Source organism: Cyclobacterium plantarum (assembly GCF_011290685.1).
Lineage (GTDB): Bacteria > Bacteroidota > Bacteroidia > Cytophagales > Cyclobacteriaceae > Cyclobacterium > Cyclobacterium plantarum.
Map to the genome: position 1 here is coordinate 141,636 of NZ_JAANYN010000006.1, position 26,810 is coordinate 168,445.

At 42.1% G+C, this 26,810-nt stretch carries 21 protein-coding genes; 13 read left to right on the forward strand and 8 right to left on the reverse strand.

Annotated features, from left to right (window positions below; genetic code table 11):
- Positions 1–67: 67 nt before the first annotated feature.
- The 5 genes from rsfS to G9Q97_RS15195 all read left to right on the forward strand — a co-directional run bounded on the left by rsfS (position 68) and on the right by G9Q97_RS15195 (position 4,881).
- Positions 68–421 (forward strand): ribosome silencing factor, encoded by a 354-nt coding sequence (rsfS, locus tag G9Q97_RS15175; RefSeq protein ID WP_166148275.1) that lies wholly within the window; start codon positions 68–70, stop codon positions 419–421.
- A gap of 70 nt (positions 422–491) precedes the next feature.
- On the forward strand, positions 492–2,543 hold the full coding sequence (ftsH, locus tag G9Q97_RS15180) for an ATP-dependent zinc metalloprotease FtsH (protein ID WP_166148277.1): 2,052 nt from the start codon (positions 492–494) through the stop codon (positions 2,541–2,543).
- 143 nt (positions 2,544–2,686) lie between these two features.
- Entirely contained in the window at positions 2,687–3,472 is a 786-nt protein-coding gene (locus G9Q97_RS15185; protein ID WP_166148279.1) for a UDP-2,3-diacylglucosamine diphosphatase, read from the forward strand.
- On the forward strand, positions 3,453–4,286 hold the full coding sequence (locus G9Q97_RS15190; RefSeq protein ID WP_222852003.1) for a hypothetical protein: 834 nt from the start codon (positions 3,453–3,455) through the stop codon (positions 4,284–4,286). Before G9Q97_RS15185 ends, G9Q97_RS15190 begins: the two co-directional genes overlap by 20 nt.
- Positions 4,287–4,437: 151 nt before the next feature.
- Positions 4,438–4,881 carry a hypothetical protein gene (locus G9Q97_RS15195; protein ID WP_166148283.1) on the forward strand — a complete coding sequence of 148 codons (444 nt, stop codon included), beginning with the start codon at positions 4,438–4,440 and terminating at the stop codon, positions 4,879–4,881.
- Between the two features lie 59 nt (positions 4,882–4,940).
- On the opposite strand, the gene G9Q97_RS15200 is transcribed toward G9Q97_RS15195, so the two are convergent.
- Positions 4,941–5,369, reverse strand: a complete 429-nt coding sequence (locus G9Q97_RS15200; protein ID WP_166148284.1) for an FKBP-type peptidyl-prolyl cis-trans isomerase — start codon at positions 5,367–5,369, stop codon at positions 4,941–4,943.
- Between the two features lie 199 nt (positions 5,370–5,568).
- Between G9Q97_RS15200 and G9Q97_RS15205 the strand changes: the two genes are divergently transcribed.
- The 7 genes from G9Q97_RS15205 (at position 5,569) to G9Q97_RS15235 (ending at position 15,088) form a co-directional block, all read left to right on the forward strand.
- A complete protein-coding gene (locus G9Q97_RS15205) occupies positions 5,569–6,948 on the forward strand; it encodes a sigma-54-dependent transcriptional regulator (RefSeq protein WP_166148286.1) in 1,380 nt (459 codons plus the stop codon).
- A complete protein-coding gene (locus tag G9Q97_RS15210; RefSeq protein WP_166148288.1) occupies positions 6,938–8,281 on the forward strand; it encodes a sensor histidine kinase in 1,344 nt (447 codons plus the stop codon). Before G9Q97_RS15205 ends, G9Q97_RS15210 begins: the two co-directional genes overlap by 11 nt.
- 145 nt (positions 8,282–8,426) lie before the next feature.
- Positions 8,427–9,248, forward strand: a complete 822-nt coding sequence (locus G9Q97_RS15215; RefSeq protein WP_166148289.1) for a UDP-2,3-diacylglucosamine diphosphatase — start codon at positions 8,427–8,429, stop codon at positions 9,246–9,248.
- 5 nt (positions 9,249–9,253) lie between these two features.
- A complete protein-coding gene (locus G9Q97_RS15220) occupies positions 9,254–10,429 on the forward strand; it encodes a glycosyltransferase family protein (RefSeq protein ID WP_166148291.1) in 1,176 nt (391 codons plus the stop codon).
- Between the two features lie 179 nt (positions 10,430–10,608).
- Positions 10,609–13,281: an MGH1-like glycoside hydrolase domain-containing protein gene (locus G9Q97_RS15225; protein WP_166148293.1), complete on the forward strand. Its 2,673-nt coding sequence runs from the start codon at positions 10,609–10,611 to the stop codon at positions 13,279–13,281.
- Complete coding sequence (locus G9Q97_RS15230) at positions 13,256–13,855, forward strand: ribonuclease HII (RefSeq protein ID WP_166148295.1); 600 nt, start codon at positions 13,256–13,258, stop codon at positions 13,853–13,855. Before G9Q97_RS15225 ends, G9Q97_RS15230 begins: the two co-directional genes overlap by 26 nt.
- A gap of 57 nt (positions 13,856–13,912) precedes the next feature.
- Positions 13,913–15,088, forward strand: a complete 1,176-nt coding sequence (locus G9Q97_RS15235) for a PQQ-dependent sugar dehydrogenase (RefSeq protein ID WP_222852004.1) — start codon at positions 13,913–13,915, stop codon at positions 15,086–15,088.
- A 3-nt stretch (positions 15,089–15,091) separates the two neighbouring features.
- Here G9Q97_RS15235 and G9Q97_RS15240 read toward each other — a convergent pair whose 3' ends face one another.
- The 5 genes from G9Q97_RS15240 to G9Q97_RS15260 form a co-directional block, all read right to left on the reverse strand.
- Positions 15,092–16,576, reverse strand: coding sequence for an NAD(P)H-hydrate dehydratase (locus G9Q97_RS15240; RefSeq protein ID WP_166148297.1), 1,485 nt, complete (start codon positions 16,574–16,576; stop codon positions 15,092–15,094).
- Between the two features lie 117 nt (positions 16,577–16,693).
- The gene (locus G9Q97_RS15245) at positions 16,694–18,082 is read right to left on the reverse strand and encodes an aminopeptidase P family protein (protein WP_166148298.1); all 1,389 of its coding nucleotides are present in this window, start codon (positions 18,080–18,082) and stop codon (positions 16,694–16,696) included.
- Positions 18,083–18,174: 92 nt separating this feature from the next.
- Positions 18,175–19,092 carry a dihydrodipicolinate synthase family protein gene (locus G9Q97_RS15250; protein ID WP_166148300.1) on the reverse strand — a complete coding sequence of 306 codons (918 nt, stop codon included), beginning with the start codon at positions 19,090–19,092 and terminating at the stop codon, positions 18,175–18,177.
- Between the two features lie 85 nt (positions 19,093–19,177).
- On the reverse strand, positions 19,178–21,337 hold the full coding sequence (locus tag G9Q97_RS15255) for a S9 family peptidase (RefSeq protein ID WP_246255707.1): 2,160 nt from the start codon (positions 21,335–21,337) through the stop codon (positions 19,178–19,180).
- A gap of 315 nt (positions 21,338–21,652) precedes the next feature.
- Positions 21,653–22,534, reverse strand: a complete 882-nt coding sequence (locus G9Q97_RS15260; RefSeq protein WP_166148304.1) for an AraC family transcriptional regulator — start codon at positions 22,532–22,534, stop codon at positions 21,653–21,655.
- A 183-nt stretch (positions 22,535–22,717) separates the two neighbouring features.
- Here G9Q97_RS15260 and G9Q97_RS15265 point away from each other — a divergent pair, with 183 nt between their 5' ends.
- Positions 22,718–24,280 carry an L-serine ammonia-lyase, iron-sulfur-dependent, subunit alpha gene (locus G9Q97_RS15265; protein WP_166148306.1) on the forward strand — a complete coding sequence of 521 codons (1,563 nt, stop codon included), beginning with the start codon at positions 22,718–22,720 and terminating at the stop codon, positions 24,278–24,280.
- 118 nt (positions 24,281–24,398) lie between these two features.
- On the opposite strand, the gene G9Q97_RS15270 is transcribed toward G9Q97_RS15265, so the two are convergent.
- Both G9Q97_RS15270 and G9Q97_RS15275 read right to left on the reverse strand, forming a co-directional pair.
- Positions 24,399–26,045 (reverse strand): putative ABC exporter domain-containing protein, encoded by a 1,647-nt coding sequence (locus G9Q97_RS15270; protein WP_166148308.1) that lies wholly within the window; start codon positions 26,043–26,045, stop codon positions 24,399–24,401.
- Positions 26,038–26,754, reverse strand: a complete 717-nt coding sequence (locus G9Q97_RS15275) for an ABC transporter ATP-binding protein (RefSeq protein ID WP_166148310.1) — start codon at positions 26,752–26,754, stop codon at positions 26,038–26,040. Before G9Q97_RS15275 ends, G9Q97_RS15270 begins: the two co-directional genes overlap by 8 nt.
- Positions 26,755–26,810 lie beyond the last annotated feature (56 nt).

Genomic DNA, 26,810 nt, shown 5'->3' on the forward strand with positions numbered 1-26,810 from the left:
ATATTTAAAAACCAAAGTGAAATTTAAGCATTAAAAGGATTTAAATTAAATCAGCAGAAAAAAATATATGACGGCAGAGGAGCTGAGCAATGTAATAGTAAAAGGGATGGAAGATAAAAAAGCTTCCGATATTGTGGTAATGGACTTAAGAGATATCAATAGTACGATGACTGATTTTTTTGTGATTTGTTCAGGTACATCAGACACACAAATAGAAGGTATATCCAATGCTGTAGAAGAAGAAGTCTTTAAAACCAACAATGAAAAGCCCTGGAAAAGCGAAGGAAAAAATAACCGGCAGTGGGTTTTAATGGACTATGTCAATGTAGTGGTTCATATTTTCTTAAAAGAAAAGAGGGAATTTTACCAACTGGAGGATCTCTGGGGTGATGCTAAAGTAACCAAAATAAACAATCACTAATCGCCATGTATTTAAACCTTCATTTTTTAATTTCGTTCTACAAAAAGTTTATAGCAATAAAAAAATCAAGATGAGTGATAAAAATAAATCAAAAAAATTTGTTCCTAAACCACCTCAAAAACCAAATCTTCAGCTTTGGTTAATCATTACTGCGGTCATTGTTTTGATAGGGGTAACCTGGTTTAATCAAAATTCGGCAACAGTAGAGATAACCATGAAACGATTTGAAGACATGGTGCTAAGCAGCGATGTCAAAAAAGTAACGGTGATCTACAACCAAAACTATGTCGAAGTCACGCTGAGGGAAGAGGCATTGGAGAATCAAAGGTACAAGGACGAATTGGAAGCTCAAAACCGCTTTTACAACCCTGCAGGGCCCCATTATAAAATCAATATTGCTTCCGTTGATAATTTTATTGAAAATTATACCCAACTTGAAGAGCAGCTTCCGGAAGGAGAAAGGATCGGCTACTCTGCAAAAGAAGAAGAAAGTTGGGGCAATTGGATTTCGAGCTTCGGATTCCTGATTTTGATATTTTTCCTTTTCTGGATGATGATGAGAAGGATGTCAGGTCCAAGTGGTCCTGGTGGTCAGATTTTCAATGTAGGGAAATCCAAGGCCCAGTTATTTGATGCTGAAAATAAAGTCAAAATCACTTTTGACAATGTGGCAGGCCTGGATGAGGCAAAGGAAGAGGTAGAGGAAATTGTCGAATTTCTAAAAACCCCATCCAAATTCACCAAATTGGGAGGCAAAATTCCAAAGGGTGCCTTGCTGATAGGCCCTCCCGGCACAGGTAAAACCTTATTGGCCAAAGCGGTGGCAGGAGAAGCAGGTGTACCTTTTTTCACCCTCTCAGGATCAGATTTTGTAGAAATGTTTGTTGGCGTGGGAGCAGCAAGGGTAAGAGACCTTTTCAAACAGGCGAAAGAAAAAGCACCCTGTATTATCTTTATTGATGAAATTGATGCCATCGGCCGTTCAAGGGGAAAAGGCCAAATGCCAGGCTCAAACGATGAACGTGAAAATACCCTCAATTCCCTTCTGGTGGAAATGGATGGATTTGGTACAGATTCCGGCGTCATCGTTCTTGCGGCAACTAACCGTCCTGATGTTTTGGATAGTGCTTTGTTAAGAGCAGGTAGATTTGACAGGCAAATCAGCATTGATAAACCGGATATTGTAGGCAGGGAAGCCATATTCAAAGTTCATTTGGAACCCATAAAAACTTCGGACGATGTGGAGCCCAAAAAACTTGCTGCCCAAACACCTGGTTTTGCAGGAGCTGAAATCGCCAACGTCTGCAATGAAGCAGCCCTTATCGCCGCCAGGAGAAACAAAGATGCTGTAGACATGCAGGATTTTCAGGATGCTGTAGACAGGGTTATCGGTGGTCTTGAAAAGAAAAACAAGATTATTTCTCCTGAGGAAAAGCAAATAGTTGCTTATCATGAAGCCGGCCATGCTGTGGCGGGATGGTTTTTAGAGCATGCGGACCCATTGGTTAAGGTCAGTATAGTGCCCCGGGGGATTGCTGCGCTTGGTTACGCACAATACTTGCCCAAGGAACAGTTTCTCTATCAAACAGAGCAACTAATCGATGAAATGTGCATGGCTCTTGGAGGAAGAGCTGCGGAAGAAATCATTTTTGGTAAAATTTCAACAGGTGCATTGAGTGATCTGGAGAGGATCACCAAAATGGCTTATTCCATGGTATCCATCTATGGCATGAATGAAAAAATCGGTAATGTGTCTTTCTATGACAGTAAGGGGAGCGAATTCAAAATGGACAAACCCTATTCTGAGAACACGGCCCAGACAATTGATGAGGAAGTGCGTAAGTTAATTGAATTTGCTTACAGCAAAACCGTCACGCTATTAAGGGAAAGAAAGACTGAATTGGAAAAAATTGCCAAGGAATTATTGGAGAAAGAGATTTTATTTCAATCCGATTTGGAAAATTTAATAGGTAAACGACCTTTTGACAAGGAGACAACCTATGAAAAATTTACCCGGTTGAAGAATGAAAAAAAACCAAATTCTGAAAGCACAACCGTTGATAAAGAGAAATCAAATAATCCGGAAGAGACAAAGGAAGATGTGATTGAAAATAAGGACTGATTTTATGGCATGGCCTTATTAATTGAATACTAAAAAGGAGGGCAAGCCCTCCTTTTTATCGTTGGTGCATATCATCCACTTTCCTTAGAATCCTTTATCAGAAAATGGCATTTCGTGGAGATTTACCTGCATATCGCTACAACATGAAGATTAAACTGACCAAGCAACAAAAAGTATATTTTGTTTCCGATTTCCATTTAGGAACCCCTGACCCAGAGACAAGCAAAAAACGAGAAGATAAAATTGTGAAATGGCTCGGTGAAGTAGAAAACAGTGCGGCAGCCATTTTTTTTGTTGGCGATATTTTTGATTTTTGGTTCGAATATGACAAAGTGATTCCTAAAGGGTTTCTACGGTTTTTATCTAAGATCACCCAATTGAGAACTAAGGGCATTCCGCTTTTCTTCTTCACCGGGAATCATGATTTATGGATGAAAGATTACTTTACAAAAGAATTGGATATTCCTGTATATCACAATCCCTTGAGCATGGAAATCAACGATAAAAGATTCCTCGTTGGGCATGGGGATGGTTTGGGACCCGGAGATAGAAAATATAAATTGTTGAAAAAATTTTTTTCCAGCAAATCCTGTCAATGGCTATTCAAATGGATACATCCGGATATCGGCATTTCCATTGCACAAGCCTGGTCGAAAAACAGTCGCCTAAGCAACGACCTGAAAAACGAAGATGAATTTAAAGGGAAGGAAAAAGAATGGCTTTATCAATACTGCCTGGAAATAGAGAGTAAGCTGCACTTTGATTATTATATTTTTGGCCATCGCCACCTACCACTCAACCTTCCCCTAAACGATAATGCTACCTATTTTAACCTGGGTGAATGGGTGAACCAATGTTACTATGGGGAATTTGACGGTGAAGTTTTTCATCTCAGACAGTACAATGGATATGCGCTCAAGTCAAATTAAAACAGGACTTTGTGTTCTCCTGCCCTTTTATTGCCTGATGGCTTTTGCACAGGAAGAACCGGTTCTCGATGCCATTTGGCAGCTGAAAATAGATGGTATTGACAAAATTGATGTGGACGGAAGAGGCAATATCTTTTTCAGCACCCAAAACGGCCACATCAATCAATACAATGAATCCGGTGATTCGCTTAATTTCTATGCACCTCCTTTCAGTTCAGGTATTAGCAGACTTGATGCGCATTGGACAGTTTCCATTTTTCTTTTTTATGAAAGCCAACAGCGGTATGAGATCCTGGACCGCTTTCTTAACCCTTTGAGCCATCAATCCATGGCGGATTTAGGCCTGACAGGTTTATTTAGTCAGGCTACTCCGGGCAACAACAATAGCCTTTGGTTATATGACGAAACAGATTTACGTCTGAAAAAAATCAATTATAACAACCAGCAGGTTCTCCAGGAACAGGCATTGAACGTATTGATCCCGGAAAGTAGTTTGCAGGTGATGCAAATGATGGAAAGAAAAAACTTGTTGTTTGTGCAAGTATCCAATGAGGGGGTTTATATTTTTGACAATCAGGCCAATTTTATAAAGTCAATACCGATTGCCAATAATTCCCCTGTTTTCATCGAAAATGAAAGCATCTATTTTCTCAGGAAGAACCAGCTCCTGAAAAAAAACTTCATTAACGGTAACACCTCCATGGTTTTACTTCCGGATAACCATAGATTTACAGGCTTAGCAGTAACAAATTCAAAGTTAATATTGACGCACCTGCATGGTTTGATGGCATTCACCAGACCCGAAAATTTTTAATCCCCTCGATTTTACCACTTACATAAAACAGCCGAAATATTATTTCAATTAAGTTAAAAAATTAATTTATAAATTATAATTTTGTTAAATTATATTAATTAAAGGTGAATTATTAAAATTATCTGGTTCAGTATTTGCACTTTGCAGCGTAATGTATGAAGAAAAAATTACTTTGAAACTTACTTTTCCCATCATACTCTTGGCCCTGATTCTTTTGACCGGATTGTTTTCGGTATTAGCACAAAATGTAATAAGGCCCATAGAGACGGAAATTTCCTTCCCGAAAGACTTAAATTCCCCAGATGTCAATTTCGACCTTCAATCTTTGGGCAATAAAAAATTTAAATTGGTTTTGGAAAAACCCAATCAAACCTTAACCAATGTGAAGATATATGATATTTTAGGCAACCTGATTCTTCACGACAAATTAAAACCCACAGATGGAATCCAAAAAAACTATGATTTCACCCATTTGAACAGCAAACTATTCGTGGTTGAGGTAGGAAATGCCAAATACAATAAAACCAAAAGTATCTATGCCAACCCCCAGGGTAGCATTGACCGGAGTGTAACTACTACTACTACTGACGAATAAAAAAGGGGCTGTTTACAAAAAATGCAAACAGCCCCTTTCTACAGCTATCAAATTGAAAATTAATTAACTTCTACCAATTTGATGTCAAATATAAGATCTTCACCGGCCAATGGATGATTGGCATCAAGCGTGATTTTTGCCTCGTCTACATGAACAACCTTAACAGGAGTAGGTTGGCCTTGCTGATTTTGTATGGATAAGTCCATGCCCACCTCAGGTTTGATTTCTGCGGGGACTTGCTCAATCGGAACATCCAGCACCATGTCTTCTCTCTTCTGACCATAGGCCTCATCGGCTGGAATAGTGACACTCTTGTCGGCTCCTACTTCCATTCCCTGAACGGCTACATCAAATCCCTTTATCATTTTTCCATCACCTAATTGAAACTCCAAAGGCTCTCTGTCCTGAGAAGAGTCAAATATAGTTCCGTCTTTTAGTTTTCCTGTGTAGTGTACCTTAACGGTATTTCCTTTAGTTGCTACAGACATATTTTTAATGTTTTGATTAATAGGCAAAGGTAACAATTTTATCAGGCTATAAAAAATCAATGGGGGATGAATTCCAGGATGTACAAAAACGATCTAAATATGTTCATAAACGGACATATTTAGATGCGAAATTGGTTTTTTATCACTAAATTGGCCAAAAAAAACATGGCATCATTTCAGCACTGAAATTTCAAAAACAATGGAAGAGAAAAGCCTGGGAAGAATATTGATTGTAGATGACAACGAAGACCTTTTGTTTGCAGCAAAAATGTTGTTGAAAAAGCATGCAAAAGAGGTAACCATAGAAAAGGATCCAAGAAGAATACCCTTTTTGGTCAATAACAACAGCTATGATGTGATCCTTTTGGACATGAATTTTACCGAAGACACCACTTCCGGAAAAGAAGGGTTTCACTGGCTCAAACAGATTAAGGAAATCGATCCAAAGTCGGTAGTCATTCTGATCACAGCATTCGGAGATGTGGAAATGGCCGTCCAGGCCTTAAAAGAAGGCGCTACTGATTTTATCCTTAAACCCTGGCAAAACGAAAAGTTGCTGGCCACGCTTTCTGCAGCCATCAAACTCCGGGAAAGTTATGAGCAGGTGGACAAGCTTTCCACCAAACAGAAACAATTGCAAGCGGATCTGAAAAAACCCTTTGAAGATATCATTGGGCAAAGTGCCTCCATGAAAAATGTGTTTTCCATTATAGAAAAGGTGGCAAAAACAGATGCCAATATACTGATTCTTGGGGAAAACGGGACAGGAAAAGAACTCATAGCCAGGGCAATACATGACCGTTCAGAAAGGAAAGATGAGATATTTGTGGGAGTGGATATGGGTGCCATTACCGAAAGCCTTTTTGAAAGTGAACTCTTCGGTCATAAGAGAGGAGCTTATACAGATGCAAAAGAAGACCGGGCAGGACGATTTGAAGTGGCCGATAATGGCACCTTGTTTCTGGATGAAATCGGCAACCTCAGCATGCCCCTGCAATCAAAACTCCTAACCGTGTTACAAAGAAGGGAAGTTACCCGGATAGGGACCAACAAAGCCATCCCGGTAGACATTCGCTTGATTTGCGCCACCAATATGCCGGTACATGACATGATCATGGAAAATGGCTTCAGGCAAGATCTGCTGTACCGCATCAATACTGTGGAGATTTTTCTTCCACCTCTCCGTGAAAGGCAGGATGATATACCCGTACTTGCCGAACATTTTCTGAAGATTTACTCTGGAAAATACCGCAAAAAATTTAAAGGACTTAAACAAAATGCCCTACAATTGTTGCAAAGATACAGCTGGCCTGGAAATATAAGGGAATTACAACATGCCATCGAAAGAGCCATTATCATGGCTGAAGGAGATGAACTGGACAGCAGGGATTTTTTCTTTCTTTCTGCCAAACCTTCCAATGAGAAAGTCAGCAACAATACCTATAATCTCGATGAGGTCGAAAAAAACCTTATTCAGAAGGCCATAGACAAAAACGGAGGAAATATATCCAAGGCAGCAAAAGAATTGGGCTTGACAAGGGCTTCCCTTTACAGGAGATTGGAAAAGTATGGATTATAAAATCGGATTATTGGGAAGGGTTTTTGTTTTGGCCATTTCCCTATTTTTGCTTGCTTACATCATCACCAATGATTCGGGGGTATTTGCCATATCCCTTTTCATCATACTGACCTTTGTGCAATTGATCTTGTTGATCAGGTATGCAGAGAGCAGTTTCAAAAAAGTCAGGCAGTTTTTAGACAATATCAAACAGAGCAATTATTCAACCGTATACCCTGTTAAGTTTGATGGTACAGAGACCGATGATCTGCACATAGAATTCAATGCCATACTGGCCAAACTAAAAGAAGACCAGCTGGAGAAAGAGGCTAACTTTCAGTATTTCCGCACGGTATTCCAACATCTCAGTATTGGATTGATCACTTTTGAGGCTGACGGAAGCGTCCAAATACTCAATACCGCCGCCAAACGCATGTTGAACATTGACAAATTAAACCATATAGGGGAAATTGCCAAGGTCAATAAAGAGCTCCATCATGCCATAGAAAACCTAAGAACCGGGGGCAGTGAATTGATAAAAATCGCCCATCCTGATGGTATCATGCAACTCTCAGTCTATGCCATAGAACTTGTGCTAAGAGATGTCAAGTTCAAGTTAGTTTCTTTGCAAAATATTCAAAGTGAACTTGAAGAAAAGGAGATGGAAGCCTGGCAAAACCTGATCCGGGTGCTGACGCATGAAATCATGAATTCCATCGCTCCTATTTCTTCCCTTGCAGCCACAATCAGTACAGATATCAAACATAAAATTGATAAAAACGAAGCTGTAGCCGAAAGTGACCTGGAAGATTATCAAATGGGTATTTCCACCATTGAAAAGAGAAGTGAAGGACTGATCAATTTTGTCAGTGATTTCAGGAGTCTTGCCCATATCCCCTTACCTAAATTTACGGCCATCAAAATCCGGGACTTGTTTGACCAAATGGACATTTTACTGCAAAATCAATTAGAAACCTTCCAGGTGGCATTGCATAAGGACATTACTCCTGAAGATTTGCTATTGTTTGCAGATTGTTCACAAATCGAGCAAGTATTGATCAACCTAACCCAAAATTCTATCCATGCAGTGGAAAATGAGGCGGAAAAAAACATCTACCTAAGGGCTTTCATTGATGATAATGGGAAAATTATTATAGAAATAGAAGATTCCGGAAAGGGAATAGAGGAAGAGGCCTTAAATAAGATTTTCATTCCTTTTTTCACTACCAAAAAGAAAGGATCGGGTATAGGCCTCAGCCTTTCCAAGCAAATCATGCGCCGCCATAAAGGTAATATTCAGGTGAGATCCACTCTAGGCAAAGGAACGGTGTTTAAATTGATTTTTAATGCATGATTTTTCTGACATGACTTTTTTAATCCCGGGATAACAATTCGTTCACAATTTAAGGCCGTTGGATACCTTTAATAGCATTTTGGTAAACCAGGCTTCACGTCCAGTTTATTTCCCTTTCCTACCTTGCCACCAAAACAAAAACGTTTTGGAAACAAACTTTAAAACCATCGTCCTTTCGGACATCCACCTGGGGACAACAGGCTCCAAAGCAAAGGAGGTGGTCCGATTCCTGAAGCAGTTTCAATGCGAAAACCTGATCCTCAACGGAGATATCATTGATGGCTGGCAACTTAAAAAATCAGGGCGCTGGAAAAGAAAACACACCCGGGTTTTTAACCGGGTCCTGAAAATGATCGATTGCGACCGGACAAAAGTAGTCTATCTAAGAGGGAACCACGACGACTTTCTGGACCAGGTCCTCCCGCTTGAAATCGGCAACCTATCTATCCGGAAAGACATGATCTATGAAAGTCAGGGAAAAAAATACTTCATTACCCACGGAGATGTTTTTGACAATATCACAACTAATTTACGTTGGATCGCCTACCTGGGAGATGTAGGATATACTTTCCTGCTCTGGTTAAATGCCAGGGTCAATTTCTACCGGAGAAAAAAGGGATTGGCCTACTTTTCCCTTTCCCAATATGTAAAATCCAGGGTCAAATCTGCCGTTGCCTATATTGATGATTTTGAAAGGGAGCTTTGTAAGGTCGCCCGGTCCAAAGGTTGCGATGGGATCATCTGCGGCCATATTCATAAAGCCGAAATCAGAAATATTGATGGGATCGATTACTACAATTCAGGAGACTGGGTAGAATCCTTAAGTGCATTGGCTGAAGATCATGATGGAAATTGGCAACTGATCTACTTTAACCAATTGGATTTTGGAAAACAGGACAAGAATGCCGGAAAGGTGGTTCCCATAAAGGATACAGAATTTTCAAAATTAAATACCTTTTATCAATAATCGACATGAAGTTTCTTTTTATCGTTCAGGGAGAAGGAAGAGGTCACATGACCCAAGCCATGGTCATGGAAGGAATCCTTCGGAAAGAGGGCCATGAGGTAGCGGCGGTAATTGTAGGAGCCAGTAGCAGGCGGGAAACACCAAACTATTTTATTCGGGCTTTCAATTGTGAGGTACACAGGATCCAGAGTCCAAACTTCGTTACAGATAAAGCCAATAAAGCCATTAGGATCGGGGCTACCTTACTGGAGAATTTGAAAAAGATCCGCACCTTTTCCAATAGTCTGCGAGAAATCAATAGGCTTGTCCAGACACATCAGCCTGACTGTATCATCAATTTTTATGATATGCTGGGGGGAATTTATAACTTTTGTTATCAACCCTCGGCCAAATGCATTGTGGTCGGCCACCAGTATTTGTCCGAACATCAGGAATTTATATTTGCCAAACCAGCAGGCATGCAGAAACTGCTATTCAGGATCAATACAAAAATTACCGCCATGGGTGCCTTTAAGTCCATTGCCCTTTCACTTTGGGAGCCCCGGCAAGCCTTTTCGAAAACCAATCTGCTCGTATGGCCTCCCCTAATCAAATCTGTCGTGAAATCCGCTTGCCCTATTCCCGGAGATTTTTTCTTGATTTACATCGTCAATTCCGGTTATGCAAAAGAAATTTTTGAGATGGCCAGAAATTTTCCCGAGTTAAAAATAGAGGCATTTTGGGATGATAAAGAGATGCCCGAAAAATACCAACCTTTGCCTAACCTGCTTTTTCACCAGGTCAACGACCTGCTTTTTATAGAAAAATTAAGTCAATGTAAAGCCTATCTGACCACTGCCGGATTTGAATCTATAGCAGAGGCAATGTATTTGAACAAAAAGGTATTGATGGTGCCTGTAAAGGGCCAATATGAACAAAAATGCAATGCATTGGATGCCGAAAGAACCGGTGCAGGAATCGCTGCTGATACATTCGACCCTTTACTCTTGGAGCACTATCTGCACGGCAAGTCCCCGGATAAAGCTTCAACCGTGAAGTTTAAACAATGGGAACAAACCCTCGAATTTCAATGTACCAAACTGATGGAATCCCTTATGGAAGTGGATAATCAGGAATTAAAAAAGAGTTTTAGTCTCCTATCTCCCAAATTAAAGAACCCCATTTCTGCCTACAGTAAATAAAATTCAATTTTTTTCATTTTCGGAATCCCCAATCTTTTCCATTAAATCATTTTAAAGGCAATTCAGGGAATTTTTCTAACCCGGCCCCATAAAAATTATAAAATACATCTGACATTATTTGACAATTAGAAAGGGAAATACTTTAAATTCGCTCTTTATTAAGCTGGTCATACTTACCCATGAATATAGAGTTAGAACGATTAAAGGAAAACAGGGAGAAAAAACGTCATTGGAAAAAATGGGGACCCTATCTCACGGATAGACAATGGGGGACTGTTAGGGAGGATTACAGTCCTGATGGATCGGCCTGGGAAAACGTTACCCATGATGACGCCAGAAGCAAAGCCTACCGCTGGGGAGAAGAAGGTATTGGTGGTATCAGTGACCACAAACAAAAACTTTGCCTGGCCTGGGCATTTTGGAATGGCAAGGATCCCCTGATCAAAGAAAGGTTATATGGACTTACCGGAAACGAAGGTAACCATGGAGAGGATGTGAAAGAACTGTATTATTATCTGGACTCCTCCCCCACTCACAGCTACATGAAAATGCTCTATAAATATCCCCAGCGGGCATTTCCTTATGAGCAAATTTTGGATGAGAACCAAAAAAGGGGAAAGAATGAGAAAGAATTTGAGCTATTGGACACAGGTGTTTTTGATGATGATGCCTATTTTGATATATACTTAGAGTATGCCAAGGCCGATGTAGAGGATATTTTTTCTAAAGCGACCATCTTTAACCGAGGTTCCGAAGAAGCAAGTATATGGGTAATGCCCACCATTTGGTTTAGAAAAACCTGGTTTACCGGTGATGAGCCTTTTATGCCTTCTTTGCGAAAAACCGGCCCCAATAAAATCCGGGCTTTTTCCCCAAAATCAGGCAATTACAGTTTTACCTTTCAGGGGGAGCCCGAATTACAGTTTTGTGACAACGAGACCAATAGAGAACGGTTATACCATATTGGAAATCAAAAGAAATTTCTGAAGGACGCCATCAATGATTATGTCATACAGGGGGACAAAAAACACCTTAATCCTAAGTTTACCGGTACAAAGGCTGCTGCTATTTATAAAATAGACATTCCTGCAGGTGGAAAAGCGGAGGTAGTCTTTCGAATGCAGCGGGAAGAGACTGAGGCAGCACTGGATAAAGCAGGCGAAATATTCCAGGAAAGGATCAATGATGCCAATGCTTTTTATGGAGACCTACAGGAGCGGGTAAAAGATGATGAAATGAGGATGATCCAAAGGCAGGCTTTTGCAGGTATGCTCTGGTCCAAACAGTTTTATTATTACAATGTAGAGCGTTGGCTTGAAGGGGACCCTGGCAGGTACCAGCCTCCACAGGAGAGGAAGTCAGGAAGAAACAGCAATTGGCGGCACCTGCAAAATTATGACATCATTTCGATGCCAGATAAATGGGAATATCCCTGGTACGCAGCCTGGGATCTTGCCTTCCATTGTATACCCCTGGCCAGGCTTGATCCTGACTTCGCCAAGGAACAATTGTTGGTTTTGCTCAATGATTGGTACATGCACCCTAACGGACAAATGCCCGCATACGAGTGGAATTTCAACGACGTAAACCCTCCGGTACATGCCTATGCGGTTCAGCGAATATACCAGATTGATAAAAAATTCAATGGTCGAAATGTGGGAGACCAGGAGTTTTTGGAAAGGGCCTTTCACAAGCTCCTGCTCAATTTTACCTGGTGGGTCAATCAAAAAGACGAAGAAGGGAAAAATATCTTCGAAGGAGGCTTTTTGGGCTTGGACAATATCAGCGTATTTGACAGAAGCCATGTAGACAAGCTTTTTGGAAAACTGGAGCAGGCTGATGCTACTTCCTGGATGGCCATGTTCTGTCTGAACATGTTGCGTATCTCGCTGGATTTATGCGAGTTTAATAAGGTATACCAACACACGGCTACCAAATTCCTGGAACACTTCCTTTATATTGCCGGGGCCATGAACAATATTTCCAAAGAAAATATCAGCTTGTGGGACGATGAGGATAATTTCTTTTTTGATGTACTTCACCTTTCAGGAAAAGAACCCGAATTGATGAAAGTCAAATCCATTGTTGGAATCATTCCGATGTTTGCGGTAGAGCCCATCCGCGAAGAATTGTTTGATGACTTACCGGAATTCAAAAACAGGTTGAATTTTTTCTTTAAGGAAAAACCGAAATTGGCTGCATTGGTATCCAACTGGATTCACCCTGGACATGAGAAGAGAAGACTTTTTTCCCTATTGAGAGGTCACAGGATGAAAAGTATCCTTCATAAAATGCTGGATGAAAAGGAGTTTTTGTCGACTTATGGCATTCGTTCACTTTCTAAAGACCACCTCAAGAACCCTTATTCCTTACAGATCAATGGCAGCAGGTTTTCGGTAAGTTATGCCCCGGGAGAATCGGAAACTACCATGTTTGGCGGAAACAGCAATTGGAGAGGTCCCATTTGGTTTCCCATCAACTACCTGATCATAGAATCATTGAAAAAGTTTGACTTTTACTACGGAGGAACCTTCTCCATAGAATACCCCACAGGTTCGGGAAAGTTTATCACGCTGGATTTGATCGCCAAGGAACTTTCCCTTCGGCTCATCAATATATTCCGAAAAGATAAGGATGGCAACCGTCCCATTTATGCCGATAACGCAAAAATGCAGAAAGACCCACATTTTCAGGATTTAATCTTGTTTTATGAGTATTTTCACGGAGAAAATGGAAGGGGATTGGGTGCCTCCCATCAGACAGGATGGACTGGTTTGGTGGCTGAACTAATCCACAAGTATTATAAAGAAAAAGAATTTTACCCCAATGCTGCTACCCTATTTAAAAGCTGATAGAATTGAAGCAGGATGCGATGAAGTAGGCAGGGGCTGTCTTTGTGGCCCCGTGGTGGCCGCTGCTGTAATCCTTCCGCCGGCATATGCCAATGAATGGATCAATGATTCAAAAAAAATTGCCAAAAACAAAAGGTCCTTCCTTACAGATGAAATAAAAAAACAGGCTGTGGCATGGGGCATAGGCCTTGCTGAGGTAGCGGAAATTGACCAGATGAATATTTTGAATGCCTCATTTTTGGCCATGCACCGTGCCATTGATGATTTGAAAGTTAAACCCGAACATCTCCTCATCGATGGCAACAGGTTCCGATCAAAACATGCGATTCCATTTGACTGTATCATTAAAGGGGATGGAAAGTATGCCAGCATAGCAGCTGCCTCCATTCTGGCCAAAACATACCGGGATCAGTTGATGGTCAGCCTTGCCAGGGATTACCCCGGATATGGCTGGGAGAAAAATGTTGGATACCCCACCAAAAAACACCGGGAAGGCATCCGGAAATTGGGAGCAAGTCCCCTGCACAGAAAATCGTTTCGTCTGCTACCAGATCAGTTAAATACAGACTTGTGATTTGGAAGGGAACGATTCAGAAAAAGGTGAAGTTAATAGAGAAAATAAAAGAAGCTTATGAAATCCAAAACTATATTTAGTTTAGTGCTGATTTTTCTATTTCCCCTTTTCATAATTGCCCAGGAAAATATTCAAAAAGCCCAACCCATTTTAGGCGAAGTCCCTCAAAAAACAGAAGATGTTTTCTTACCTGAGGTTCCGGGTGTTAAGGTTGAAGTCTGGGTGGACAGCCTGACCATCCCCTGGTCCTTGCGTTTTCTCCCTAATGGAGATGCCCTGGTTGCCCAGCGGACTGGTGATATTGTAAGGATTCCCGCTGGACAACGGGAGCAGGAAAAATACTTTGATGTACCCGGAGCTGTACATGAAGTAGATGCAGGTTTGATGGGTTTGGCCATACATCCGGATTTTGAAAACAACAACTGGATATACATCATGCATGCCTTCCGCAATCAGAAGGATGAACTTCTAAGTAAGGTCGTTCGTCTGGAGCACCGGGGCAACACTGCCGTATTGGATAAGGTAATCATGGAGAATATACCTGCTTATGCCATTCACCTGGGAGGTAGAATTGCCTTTGGACCAGACGGCTTGCTATACATCGGAACCGGAGACATGTCCCAACCATTCCTGGCCCAGGATGTCAACCACCTGGCTTCAAAAATTCTTAGGATCACTGATGAAGGGGAGATTCCTTCAGACAATCCCTTTGAAAATTCACCGGTATATTCCTACGGGCACCGGGTGGTACAAGGCTTTGCCTGGGATCCGGAAACGGGGGCATTTTTCAATTCCGAACACGGGCCTTCCGGAGCGGAGGTGGAAGGAAGTGTGCGCTACCGCGATGAAATCAACAAGGTGGAGAAGGCTGGTAACCATGGCTGGCCGGTGGTCGTAGGCGCACCCGGAATGAGCGCTTATGTAGATCCCAAAGCTATTTGGAACAAGGCTGCAGTGCCTCCTGCCGGGATGACTTTTTACAGGGGAGACCTTTATGTAGCCTCTTTAGGAGGACAAGCCCTGATAAGGCTGGTTTTTGATAAAGAAAATGATTATGAAGTCAAAAAGGTAGAAAGATGGTTCTCCTATGCCCCATCCAAGGGGATTTATGGCAGAATGAGGGATGTAACCATTGGGCCTGACGGAAATTTATATGTTACCACTAGCAATACCGATGGAAGGGCAGCAGTAAGGATTCATGATGATAAAATTTTAAAATTAACGTTCGAATAAAACTCAGTCAATCCCAAAATGGCGGAAACTTTCCGGGATTTTGGCTATGATATCTGAGGCAATTGTCCCTCTCTTCATGGATTCCCCAGCCAATTCTCCTGCATGCCCATGGTGGAAAACACCACATATGGCGGCCCGTTCTATACTATAACCCTGACCCAAAAAAGAGGTAAGCATTCCTGTCAATACATCTCCGGAACCACCCGTAGCCATGTAAACGGATCCTGAATTATTAAAAACCTGTTTTCCATCAGGGAAAGAAATCAAAGTAAAAGCCCCTTTTAATACCAATACACAACCATATTTTTTGGAAAAGTCACGGGCCAAGTCCATTCTTTCAAAATGGTTTTTGCAGGCAATGCCTGTGATGCGTTCAAACTCTTTGATATGTGGCGTCAGGATTACCTTGGGATGCAAAAAATTTAACCAATCAGGATGCTCCCCTAAAATATTGATGGCATCCGCATCAATTACCGTAGGCCCCTGATATTCGCTTAATACCTGATGTACCAACCTGCTGGCATTTTCGCCTTTACCAAGCCCGGGACCCATGCCCAGGGCATCTATACCTGAAGAATCCAATTGAGCGGCAACTTCCTTTTCTTCCCCAGCTGGCATTACCATAGCTTCGGGAATGCCGGCCTGGATGATTTCCACTCCACAGGCAGGAACATGACAAAAAACCAATCCACTTCCGGTCCGCAGGGCTGCCCTGGTAGCCAAACCTATGGATCCCATCTTCCCATAACTCCCTCCGGCCAACAGCACCCGGCCAAAATCTCCCTTATGGCTGAAGGCGTGGAATTGCTTGTGGTATTCATCAAGCTTTTCTCCTGAATAAAAAAACCGCATGGATTCAAAAGAGTCAAAATATTTTTGGTCTATTCCAATGCTTTTGACGATCAAATTCCCCGTATAAATGGCATTTTCAGGAATCAATAAAGCGATTTTGGGAAATTGAAAGCTTATGGTGTAATCGGCCCTGAAAGCTTCACCATCCGCTGGTGAATCGGAAGGAAGACCCGATGGCACGTCTACACTAATTTTTGCTGAAGCTGCTTCATTCAGCCTTTGGATCAATTCCAGGTATTCTCCTTCCAGCGGCCGGTTGATCCCCACCCCAAAAACGGCATCAATGATCACCCCACCTTCCACAACCTGACCCCAGGGTTCAACAATTACAAATTCAGGCATTACGTTCAGGTTTTGTCTGAAATCCACTGAACCAGATTCCGGATTACCAATCAGCCCAACCTTCACTTCATACCCTTTCAGGTGCAAAATCCTCGCTATAGCAAGTCCATCTCCCCCATTGTTACCTGTACCACAAAAAACAGAAACGGTGATTTTTTCCGAAAAGCGGGAGATAAACCAGTCACAAAATGTGTGGGCGGCTCTTTCCATGAGCTGATAGGAACTGATACCTTCCCCGGACACATACTTTTCGTCCAAAGATTTTACCTGATTGCCTGTAAGCACTTTTTGCATGGTGAATGGGTTTTTGGTGGGCAGATATTGAAAACAGATTGGATGATTCATCGGTAAGCAACATTATGCCCCGACATGAATTTCCATACCCTTCTTCCCTTATTCATGCCGTAAAACCTATCTGTTTCTGAGGCTTTCCAGTTCTTGGGTAGAGGATTCCAGGGGATCTCCCAATAAGGATGAGCCATCCCTGGTGATCAGAAAATCATCTTCAATCCGTATGCCACCAAAGTTCCGAAAATTTGCCAGTTTTCCATAATTTATGTAGTCCTTATGTACATTATTGGCTTCCCATTGGTCCATGAGCTGGGGAATAAAATACAAACCTGGCTCAACAGTAAGCACATGACCTTGTTCCAGCTCTTTACCCAATCTGAGAGATTTTAAACCAAACTGATCACTTTTCTTTAATGAGGGCGTATATCCCACATATTCCTCCCCCAGATCCTCCATATCATGTACATCCAGACCCATCATGTGCCCCAGACCGCATTGAAAAAAAAGGGCATGCGCACCTTGATGCACAGCATCATCAATATCCCCCTTCATCAAACCCATATCTCTTAGACCCTCCGCTAATTTTTTACAGGCCAACAGGTGAATATCCAAAAAGCGAACACCAGGTTTCAAGGCCTGAATGGCTGAAACATGGGCAAAATAAACCAGGTCGTAAACTTCTTTTTGTACAACAGAAAATTTCTTCCCTACCGGAATAGTACGGGTAATGTCACCTGCGTAATGCATATCTGATTCGGCCCCAAAATCTCCCAAAAGCATTTTCCCTTCGGTGAGGGTATTGGAATAATTGTGGTTGTGCAGTATTTGCCCATCAACGGTAATTATGGGTAGAAAAGAAGGGTTGCCACCTGCTGCTACAGCCTCCGCAGTAACCATACCCAATAATTCATATTCCTTCATTCCGGGTTTGGCTTGCATCATTACTTTTCGGTGCATGTTTACGCTAGTATTCACCGCCCTGCTGATCTCAGCTATCTCTTCATCAGACTTGATAGACCTCAATGCCACCACTGCTTTGATTAACTCCTCAGAGGCTTCAGCGGGGATGCGAGGTCCACTGATGTTTAGCCAATGAATCAATTTTTGTGTGTTTTCAGGCCTGTATGGAGGCAGAAAATGTATTTCCCGCTGCTTTCCATTTTTGAGGTAGTTCCCAATATCTTTCATGGGGCGCGTCTGACTTATGCCAACCTGAACTGCCAAATCCCTAAGTTTGGGTTTTTCTCCATGCCAGATCAATTCTTCTGTGGTCAACTCATCTCCAAAAATAATTTCCACATCCAGATCCAGATCTACTACTGCCACTAAACCAGGTAAATTCAATCCAAAAAAATAAAGAAAAGAACTGTCCTGCCTGAAGGGATACCAGTTGTCTTTAAAATTACTGCTACTTTCTTCATTGCCCAAAAACAGCAACAGTCCTCCGGAAAAGGACTTTTTTAATTTATTTCTTCTCTCCTGATAAGTCTCTTTGGAAAATAATTTCATTTTGTATACGATATGCGTAATGAGTCAGCCCCCGATGATCGGGTTGGTATAATCCTTTAAATTCATCAAAATTCCAAATATTAAACAAGTCTTCAAAGGGAAATTTTCTCCCATGTGGGCAAAGCAGGCCTTTCTGCCAGGGCATCTTCAATTATTTTTATCACCCTATGCCGCTCTTCTCCGGTAAGCATCAATCTGGGAGCACGTACGTATTCAGTACCCAGACCGGTGGCTGCCTCCGCCAATTTGATATACTGTACCAATTTGGGATGAATGTCCAATTCCAAAAGTGGAAAAAACCAGCGATAAATTTCCAGGGCTTCTTCCATTCTGCCCTCCTGAACCAGCCTGTAGATCGCAACCGTCTCATAAGGGAAAGCACAAACTAGTCCTGCTACCCAGCCATGTGCCCCAAGTGTCAGGCTTTCCAGTGCCAGGGGATCTACTCCTCCCAGTATCTTAAACCGGTCTCCAAATCGATTGATCATTTTGGTGACTACGGTTAGGTCCCTTGAAGACTCTTTTACTGCGTTGATATTGCTACAGGTTTCCAATTCTTCAAACATATCCAGGGTAACCAATATCCTGTAATCTATGGGATTATTATAGATCATAATGGGAAGGTCAGTGGCTCCGGCAATGGTTTTGAAAAAAGTAACGGTCTCCTTGTCATCGGCCTTATACCTCATGGGTGGAAGGACCATAAGCCCCTTGATACCAGTGTCATTGGCAGCTTCTGCTACTTCGATGGCTTTTCGGGTAGATTGTTCGGCAATGGTCAAAACCACGGGAATGTTACCCTGCACCTCCTCAACAGTAGATTTTACCAATGTTTCCTTTTCCGCATCCGTTAAGGTGCTGGCTTCTCCAAGACTTCCACCTATGACAATTCCGTCTATTCCGGCTTTCATTTGAACCTTGATATTGGCATGAAAAGCTTTTAAATCCAGCTGGTCATCGGAAGTAAATTTAGTGGTAATGGCTGGAAATACTCCTTTCCAATTTATCATAGCTATTTTATTTAGTGTAAACAATATTTTAATTTAAGATTATGCATTGTTGTATGATTTTTTTTTAAAACGCAACTGGTAAAAACTACCGGCCACCAGGTTCTAAATTCCCCAACCAGAATTTTTCCATGGTTTTTCTCAGGTGCAGGGAGGTGTTTTTCCGCTCATTTATTCCGTGAGCCCGCATGGGATAAGACATCATAGAAAACAATTTGTCGTGAGCGATCAATTTATCCACCAACATTTCAAAACTCTGGTAATGCACATTATCGTCCGCCGTACCATGCATGATCAGAAGCTTACCTTCAAGATTTTCGGCATGATTGATTGGGGAGCCCTCAAAATATCCCGCTTTATTGTCTTCGAGTAAACCCATGTACCTTTCCTGGTAAGTGGCATCATAAAGCCTTTGGTCAGAAACAAAGGAAACTGCAATGCCTGTCTGGTACAACTCAGGATATCTGAACATACAATTCAGGGTCATCTGCCCTCCTCCACTCCAGCCCCAAATCCCTACCCGGGAAGGATCAATGAAATCGTAGGTGGAAAGGATTTTTTCTGCGGCCGCATGCTGGTCTTCAGATGCCAGAATACCTATTTGGCCGTAGATGGATTTCCTCCAATCCCTTCCCCGGGGCGTTTTGGTTCCCCGGTTGTCAATACTGATGACAACATATCCCAATTGGGCAAGGTATTGATGCCAAAGATCCCCGCCCATCCAGCTATCCTGCACAGTGGACCCCGCAGGTTCACCATAAACATAGAAAATAAGCGGATATTTTTTAGAGGCATCAAAATCGGCAGGTTTTATCATAGACCCATCCAAAACTACCTCCCCAATATCCACCTTAAAGAATTCTTTGGGTCTGAGTCCCAGTCTATCATATTTCTCTTTCAATTCCTGATTATCTTCCAAAACCCTCAGGGTATTGTGACCGGGAAGATCCACCAACGAAATGACCGGCGGAATGCTTGCATTCTGAAAGGTGTGAATGGCATACTTTGAATCCAGGGAAAGTTGATAAGCATGTTGTCCCGGTGATCCCATAGGTGTAATCCTTTCTGCTTTGCCTGTTTGAAAAATCGGACTACGATACAAATACCTCTGGGTGAAGTTGTCAGGTGAAGCAATATAGTACACATAACCAGCTACCGGATCTATATGGCTGATCCTTTCCACATCAAAATCTCCCTGGGTAAGCAAGGTAGTGGATTGGCCATCCCGGGAAACCTTGTAAAGGTGCCGCCAGCCATCTCTTTCACTGGTCCAGGTGAAAAACTCCTGATCCTCCAACCATATCAGGTTATCGTGAATATCCAGAAAGGTTTCTTCTTTTTCCTCCAGAATCCTGGTGAGCGACATGTCTTTGCTGTCGCCGATCCAAACGGTATTGGTATTCTGTCGCCGGTTTAATTGTTGTATCAGTAACTCCTCCGAACCGGGTATAAAGTCCATTCTTGCCAGATAATTGTTTTGGGGATCACCGGGAATATCAAACCATTGCGTTTCCCCTCCATGCGCAGCAACCACACCAACTTTAACCGCAGAAAGTTTTTCACCTACTTTCGGATAGGGAAGCGGAATAGGCTTGGAATAGATAGAATCAATATTATTGATCAAATAAAAGGTTCCTATGTCTTTGGTATTGGAACGCCAATAAGCAATTTTTTCTCCGTCAGGACTCCACCTGAATCCATCCCTGCAACCCAACTCTTCTTCATATACCCAATCAAAAGTGCCATTGATAATGTCTCCTCCCCCATCAGTCGTGATTTGCCGGATCTCTCCTGTGGTCAGGGATTCCACAAAAATATTGTATTCGCTTACGTAGGCCACTTTTGAGGCGTCCGGTGAAAATTTCGCAAACATCAGACTGCTGCTCGGAATACCTTTCCCAAGTTTTCTCAATTGCTTGCTTTCCTGGTCCAATACCCAATAATCACCCCTTGTATGATACCGCCACACTTTCTTAGTATTGGTGAAAATAAGCAGTTTACTATTGTCTGCTGACCATTGATAATCTGCGACCTTCAAAGGATCGGTCCCTCCTTCCGGAATTAGTTCTTCAGAGGAAACAAGCATTTTTCTGGCCCCTGTTGCTGCCTCGTAACGGACAATGTCCTCTCCACCTGTTTCCTCGTTTTTCTCAATGCTGGAATAGCCTTCTGAATCCTTCATCCACCTGATGGGTCCAAATCTTTTTTGTGTGAAAGTTTCTTCGGCAAAAATTTGCGATAAGCTCAAGTTTGATTGAGAAAACACTGTGCCAGCAAAGATGAAAAAGCAAAAGCCAAGTAAAATAATCCTTTTCATTCAGTTTTTTATTATTGTGGGCTCAGGTACAAAGCAAGCCCAATGGTTTAAAACAGGCCACAAACTATACCCATAAAGATATGGTATTTGGACACATTATCTATTCCACCATTTTAGCCAAAGGATATGTTATTTTAGCGATGAGAAAGAAATCAAAAAAGAATGTCAATTTTAAGATGTAAAAAATCACACTAGAATTATAGTCCTGTCACTATTCTGAACATCCCATTTTTAGGATTGACAGCATCACTGCACTGAAGTCTTTTTAAGAATGTTATTTCTATATTCCAAAGGTGTCATCCCGGTTACACTCTTGAAATGCTTGTGGAAATTGGACAGGTTATTATAGCCTGAACTGTAACAACATTCTGAGGTATTGAAATCATCCTGATACAATAGCCTGCAGGCATTGGCGATCCTCACTTCTATTAAGAATCTGGAAAACGTTTTTTGGCTTTTGTATTTGAAATACCTGCAAAAGGCAGTTGGGGACATGTTTACCATCTCTGAGACCTGCTTAAGCGTGATTCTTTCGCTGAAATGGTTCCTGATGTACTCAAAAACCAAATTAATCTTAGGTAAATTCTCCTGTACGGAATGAATCGGAACTCCAAGAGATGAAATAAAATTCAGATTATTGTCCCTGGAAATGCACTGAAGGATATCCAGTAATCCCAAAAAACGCTCAAAAGAATTCTTTTCCGGTAGCGCCCTGAGTTTTATGCTCATCTCCTCTTCTATTTTATCAGAAATTTTTACCCCATAAATGGCAAAATCAATCAATCTTTTGATGGAATAGGCCTCAGGTATTTCATTAAGTGAATTTTTCAGGACATCCTGATTAAAAAATACGGATACAGCTTTCGATTTTTTATGACCTGCCCCTCCAAAGTTTACGTGCTTATTTCTGAAAACGTGAGGCAGGTTTTTCCCCAATAAGAAAATCTCATTTTTCTTAAAGGGAACCACACTTTCTGCCACAAATAGAGATCCTTCCCCCTCCAGAATCAAGCTGATCTGGAATTCCTCGTGATAATGTATGGGTTCAAAAAAATTGTCTAAATCCCAACACTCCACCCTAATGGTTTCTTCTTCTAATTTCGGTACTTTAAAGTGTAAAGGTTGCATTTGTTGGTTCAGGTGAATTATTTAACGAAATATTGTTATTAATTTAAAATAAAAGAAAATAGAATGCAAAAAAGCACACAAAGAAAAGTTAGAATGTTAAGATAGTACACACAATAGCTAATATTTGAAAATACATCTGCATCTTTTAGTGCTATATTTAATATTGAACAAATAAAATGAGAAATGAACTTACCTAGTATATTTAATGACGTAGTGGGACCAGTAATGAGAGGTCCTTCAAGTTCTCATTGTGCGGCATCCTTACGCATAGGAAGGATCTGCCATGACCTGATGGAAGGGAGCATTTCTACCATAGAAATCGAATTTGACCCTGCGGGTTCCCTGGCTACCACGCACAAGGAGCAGGGATCGGATATGGGATTGTTTGGCGGTTTTTTGGGCTGGGAGGCCCATGATGAACGGCTGGTGAATTCGGAACAGCATATGGGTGCTGCCGGTATTCAGGTAAAAATAAACATCAAAGACATTCAGGCGGATCATCCCAATACTTATAAGATCACATTGACCAATCCCTGGGAAACACATCAGGTAGTTGCCATTTCCACCGGTGGCGGAATGATTGAAGTGCTGGAAATCGATGGAGCGAAGGTTTCATATGCCGGTGATTGCTTTATGACACTTATTTATACCACGGATCCTGACAGCATACAAAATTACCTAAAACACAAACAAGACTTTGATAGCCTGGAATTACGTACTGGTGATCAGGATTTTCTGGAACTCAAATCCCAACATTTTCCTGAAGATTTGCAGGATTTAAAGGAGATGGATGCTGTTAATCGTGTGAAACAGATCAGACCCGTATTGCCGGTGCTCACCAAGAAAGATCAGACCGTTCCTTTTATTACCTGTGACGAAATGATGGCTTATAACCAGGATAAAAATCTTAGCCTATGGGAACTGGCTGTCAGGTATGAGAGCATCAGGGGGAATATTTCGGAAGAAGAGGTGCTTGCCAAAATGGATGACATCCGCATAATTCTAAAAGATGCAGTCGGCACCGGCCTTCGGGGAACAAGCTATGAAGACCGCATTCTGGGCCCCCAATCGGTAAAATTCAAATCCCAGATGGAAAGTAAAAAATTGGTAGATGCGGATGTCTTGAACAAAATCATCATGTACGTATCCGCCATCATGGAAGTCAAAAGTTCAATGGGAGTAATCGTCGCTGCACCCACTGCGGGATCCTGTGGTGCCATGCCCGGTGCTGTGCTGGCCGTGTCGGATGCCCTTGGACTATCAGATGAAGATACCGTAAAAGCATTGATGATCGCTGGATTGATCGGCGTATTTATTGCGGCACATTCCACCTTTGCCGCTGAGGTGGGTGGCTGTCAGGCCGAATGCGGTTCCGGCTCTTCCATGGCAGCGGCAGCCATCGTCCACCTTGCCGGGGGAAATCTAAACCAGAGTATTTCCGCAGCCTCAATGGCCCTGCAAAGTTCTTTGGGGATGATTTGCGATCCCATTGGCAACCGGGTTGAAGCCCCCTGTCTGAATAAAAATGTCATGGCTGCCTCCAATGCCCTTTCATGTGCCAATATGGCATTGGCCGATTATGATCACCTGATCCCAATGGACGAGGTGATAGAGACCATGTATGAAGTAGGCAAAAGTATACCCAATACACTAAGGTGTACCAACCTTGGAGGACTTTCCATCACCAAAACGGCAAAGGAAATCGAAAAAAAATTGGGTAAGGGGCAATTTTATAAAAGCTGTTGATCCTATTCCCAGGGCCCAGACTATAGCGCTGTCATTTGGGACCCCCACAAGCAATCAATCGTAAACAAAACCCCCTTTCTAAACGGGAACTATGGGAAATTCTCTTTCTAAAACATTATTAGTTGGCTTCCTTTAACTCAACCCTACTGATGATATCAAGGGTCAAATGCAACAAAACAGCAGCTACCAATGCCATGCCAATGCTTGTACCCAACATGGCATAAACAAACTGTCCGGATACCACAAAGGCCGTAGTGCCCAACGCAAGGGATGGCAAAATGCCGAACACCAATACTCCGCCTATGATTAGCGGCTTCACCAGTTTACGGTCCCAACCTTCTTCAAACCCCACCTGAGCGGTCAGGCTAATTGCAAATCCGCTGATGTAAAAAGCAAGAAGGCAAAAGGGAAAAAACAGGACCAGGCCCCAACTCAATTGGGCGATAGCTACTGTAGGGACTATCAAAACCAAAGCAAATACAAGGGTTTGGTACATGTCCAACTTTATCATGTTCCAGAACTTGGCCGACCATTTGGCAGGTATCAGGATAAAATAAGGCTTTTTAAGGTCGCCAACTGAGGTTTTGGTTATTCCTGCTATGAAATAAAAAGCCAGAAGAGTGAGCAAGTAGCCGTTGATCCACTTATGGGACAGCCAGCCCGAAAATGACAAACAGGCCATTATGATGGCAATACCCGCAATACCAAATCCGTAAACGCCTATAAGCGGATGAAAATCCTGCCTGCTGCTGTGGACATAATTCCGCCAGTAAAGGGCGGAGGCACCTGTTCCAAAGTTTTTTAATTCCAGTTTCTTATTTTTGTTAAGGCTCATGGTAGATTCCGAAGCCTCCCTTTTCCCTTTGGCCTTTTCCTTGGTTTCTTCATTGGATTGTGTGGCCTCCAGCACATCTTCATAATAATGACCGGAATGTAAGATGACCAGCTTTACGACGCCAAATGAAGCCAATGCATAAACCCCCACAAAACCAAGGGACAATAGGGTATTTTCATGACCGGGATAGCTGATCAGATTCCTGCTCCAGCCAACCATGGGAAAAACGTCAAACCAGGGCGAGCTGATCCACAAAAACATGCCTTGCCAAAATTTTTCGGCCAGAAATCCGGGGATTATGATCAAAAGTGAAATCAGTACTGCAAGCACCATTACCCCGTTTTGAATATAAGCCAGAATACCGTACCGGGTATGAAGGGTATAAACCAAAAACCGGATGCCCGAAAGCAAAAAGAAAAAGAAGGTCAGCCCCAAAATCATCAGACTAAGGCTGCCAAAATGAAAATCAAACGCTTCATTCAACTGCGCGGTACTGTAAAGGATAAACACAATGCTTCCGCCCAGGGCTGGAACAAAGGAACGGAGCAGATAATACAACAAAATATTTGCAGGCGAGACTGGGGAAGGGAATAAATGGTTTACATCTGCCATGGTAAAAAAACTGGTGTTTTTCTTTGTTGCCCTGAACAATTGAAATACCAGAAATCCTAAAGCCAGAAGTGTGATAATGCCCAGGAAGTTCTGAAAGGCAAAATTGATACTATCTGCCTGATCAGCTAGGTCCTGCACATCCCCGAAGCCCTCCTTGCTGTCATCCATAGACTGCCTGCCCCTTCGGAAATAGAAAAAGCTGAAATAGCCCACCACAAAAAGATAAGGAAAAAGCCTCAATGGGTTTTTGAGAATTAGTTTAATATTGTTCACCAGGACAAAAATGTCCTTTCTGATCAAAAGGCCAAATTCATGCATCTTTGGTAAGTTCTAAAAACAGGTCCTCAAGACTGGAAAGGTCCCCATCTGCGAAGGTGGCTTTAAGATTGGAAAGGGTGTCGTTACCTATGATCTTGCCTGCTTTCATAATCATGATGCGGTCGGCAATGGTCTCTACGCTGTCCACTAAATGCGTACTCACCAAAATGGTTTTGCCATTATCTTTCAGGGTCTGGAAAATTTTTTTGGTGTTTTTAATGGCCTTTGGGTCCAACCCGATCATGGGTTCATCGAAAAACAAAATCTGGGGATCGGGTAGAAGGGCACAACAAATGGAAACTTTTTGCCTCATGCCTTTGGAAAGGTCTCTCCCAAGCTTATCCGCTTTATCGGTAAGGTCATAGGTATCCATCAAGCTTTCTGCCTTCTCTTTCCAATTTTTCACATCATATGCCTGTGCGATAAATTGCAGGTGCTCTTTTACAGACAAAAGGTCATACACATATGGTGTTTCCGGAATGTAGGAGAAAAGTTTTTTCGCGGCAATGTTCAGGTGATCATGGCCTCCTATTTTAATATCTCCGGCTGTTTTTCTCAACAAACCCACAATACACTTCATCGTAGTACTTTTGCCTGCACCGTTGGGACCCAAAAGCCCTACCAGCTCTCCACCTTCCAAAGTGAAGCTAATATTGTCCACGGCCCTATCTTTACCGTATTTCTTGATCAATCCTTCTACTGCTAACATATTTCAAGAAGTTTAGGCCATAAAACTAATGAGGATTACCTGTAGCTCAAATGCTT